Raw genomic sequence first — 2,992 nt, 5'->3', positions numbered from 1 at the left:
GCCCCGATCAGCCCCTGCGCCTGCTCCCGCGTCAACGCCCGCCGCTGCGGCCGCAGCCCGCCCCGCTCCTTGGCCGTCACCGCCGACCCCGTCATCGGATTCAGCTGCACCCACCCGGCCAGCGCCGCATGCTTGAACAGCGCCGAGATCGACCGCCGGAACCGCGCCTGCGACGCCGGCGACTGCCCGCCCTGCCTGTCGCCCTGCCCATGCCCGGCCTGCCCGCGCGAACCCGCAGCGCGCCTGCCGTCCGGCCGGCGCGCGAACGCCAGCAGAATCGCATCGACGTCCGCGCCCGTCAGATCATCCAGCACCGTCGACTCGCCCGCCAGCTCCACCAGCGTCGCCACGTCCCGCGCGTAGACCTCCGCCGTCGACGGCGACAACGCCCCCGTCACCGTCCTCGCCCGCACCAACTCCACATAACGGTCAGCCGCCTCCGCCACCGTCACCCGGTCGAGCTCCGCAGGCCGCACCGGCCACCACCCTCTCGCTGGACACCACACAATTCCAGCAAGACCGTAGCGGCCGGCACCGACACAAACGCTAGATGTCGCGGAACGTCTCGATGCGCGCCCCCAGCGCGTTCAGCCGCTCAGCCAGATCCTCATAACCCCGGTTGATCACATACACGTTCCGCAGCACCGACGTGCCCTCCGCCGCCATCATCGCCAGCAGCACCACCACCGCCGGACGCAACGCCGGCGGGCACATCATCTCCGCGCTACGCCACCGCGTCGGCCCCTCCACCAGCACCCGATGCGGATCCAGCAACTTCACCGACGCCCCCAGCCGCGTCAGCTCCGTCAGATAAATCGCCCGATTGTCGTACACCCAGTCATGAATCAGCGTCGAACCCTGCGCCGACGCCGCGATCGCCGCGAAGAACGGCACATTGTCGATGTTCAGCCCCGGGAACGGCATCGGATGAATCTTGTCGATGGGGGAGACCAGCTTCGACGGCCGCACCGTCAGATCCACCAGCCGCGTCCGCCCGTTGGCCGCGGCGTACTCACGCCCACGGTCACAATCGAGCCCCATCTCCTCCAGCACCGCCAGCTCGATCTCCAGGAACTCCACCGGCACCCGGCAGATCGTCAGCTCCGACGACGTCACCACCGCCGCCGCCAGCAGGCTCATCGCCTCCACCGGATCCTCCGAAGGGGAGTAGTCGACATCCCGCTCGATCGAAGCCAGCCCGTGCACCGTCAGCGTCGTCGTCCCCACCCCCTCCACCCGCACCCCGAGCAGCTCCAGGAAGAAGCACAGATCCTGCACCATGTAATTCGACGAAGCGTTACGGATCACCGTCACCCCGTCATGCCGCGCCGCCGCCAGCAGCGCGTTCTCCGTCACCGTGTCACCCCGCTCGGTCAGCACGATCGGCCGCGACGGCGACACCTCCCGATCCACCCGCGCGTGATAAAAGCCGCCCGTCGCCGTGATGTCCAGCCCGAACGGCCGCAACGCCGACATGTGCGGCTGCACCGTGCGCGTCCCCAGATCACAACCACCCGCGTACGGAATCTGGAACTGCTCCGTCCGGTGCATCAACGGCCCCAGGAACATGATCACACTCCTGGTACGCCGAGCAGCCTCCGTGTCCATCGCCTCCAGCTCCAGCCGAGCCGGAGGAACGATCTCCAGATCACTGCCCTCATTGATCCACCGCGCCCGCACCCCGATCGACGCGAGCACCTCCAGAATCCGGTAGACCTCCTCGATCCGCGCCACCTTGCGCAGGATCGTCCGCCCCGAGTTCAGCAAAGACGCACACAACAACGCCACACACGCGTTCTTCGACGTCTTCACATCGATCGAACCCGACAGCCGGCGACCCCCCACCACCCGCAGATGCATCGGCCCCGCATAACCCAGCGACACGATCTCACTGTCGAGCGCCTCGCCGATCCGGGCGATCATCTCAAGACTGATGTTCTGATTGCCACGCTCAATCCGGTTGACCGCACTCTGACTCGTCGCCAGCGCATCCGCCAACTGCAGCTGCGTCCAACCACGATGCTGACGCGCATCCCGGATCAACCGGCCGATCCGCACAAGGTAATCATCTGCCACAACACGAGACCATATCTCACATATGAGATGCCTCGGCGCCCGACACCACCGACGCGCCGGACAACTCCCGATGACGCGCCAAATGCTCCGGCGTCGCCTCAGCCTTCACCTTGTGCACGAACGCCCGCCGAGCCGCCCGGAACCCATTCTGATCATCGAACATGTCCCGGCTCATCTCCGCCAGCTCCTCAGCCCGGAACGCGTCCAACGGCTTGCGCCGCTCATCAGCCTCCCGCGCCGCCCGACGCCCCGCCAGCAACCGATCGTAACCCGGATCCACCGCCAACCGCTCCGCGTACTCCAGCACCCTCCGCTCGAACTCCAACCGTGACCCCACCAGCAGCTTGTCCGCCAGCCCCAGCTCCACCGCCTCAGCCGCCCCGATCGGCAACGCCTCCTGCGTCAACCGCAACGCCTGCTCCGCCCCCACCCGACGCGGCAGCACATACGTCCAGAACTCACTCCCGAACAACCCCATCGTCCGATAATGCGGATTCAACATCACCCCGTCACGCACCACCACCCGATCCGCACCCAACCCCATCATCACCCCACCGGCACCCGCGTTACCGCCCAACGACGTCACCACCAACTGCCCCGTACACCCCACGATCTCCCGGCACACCGCATTGATGGCGTTGATGTTCATCCACGCCTCCAACTCCGGATGCCGCGCCGCCTCGATCACATTCAGATGAATGCCGTTGGAGAACACCTCCCCACCCCGCACCACCAGCACCCGCGTATCCTGCGCCGCCGCATACCGCAACGCCGCCGCCAACCGCCGGCACTGCTCCGTCGACATCGCCCCGTTGTAGAAGTCGAAACTCACCACCCCCACACCATCACTACGGTCATACGTGATCTCGCTGTACCCCGACCGCTCCGGCGCCGCCGCCACCAGCTCACCCAACGC

The 2,992-nt window shown here is 67.1% G+C and carries 2 protein-coding genes and 1 pseudogene; all 3 read right to left on the bottom strand.

Annotated features, from left to right (window positions below):
- A pseudogene (locus tag GUY59_RS46520) lies at positions 1-476 on the bottom strand (tyrosine-type recombinase/integrase); the annotation flags it as partial.
- A 70-nt stretch (positions 477-546) separates the two neighbouring features.
- Complete coding sequence (locus GUY59_RS46515) at positions 547-2,058, bottom strand: helix-turn-helix domain-containing protein (RefSeq protein WP_252375280.1); 1,512 nt, start codon at positions 2,056-2,058, stop codon at positions 547-549.
- Between the two features lie 34 nt (positions 2,059-2,092).
- On the bottom strand, positions 2,093-2,992 hold a 900-nt coding region (locus GUY59_RS46510; protein WP_161715119.1), incomplete at its 5' end, for an enoyl-CoA hydratase/isomerase family protein.

It is taken from the genome of Nonomuraea sp. K271 (assembly GCF_009908215.1).
Lineage (GTDB): Bacteria > Actinomycetota > Actinomycetes > Streptosporangiales > Streptosporangiaceae > Nonomuraea > Nonomuraea longispora.
The sequence above is the reverse complement of the archived record's forward strand: the minus strand, read 5'-3'. Positions and strand labels throughout refer to the sequence as shown.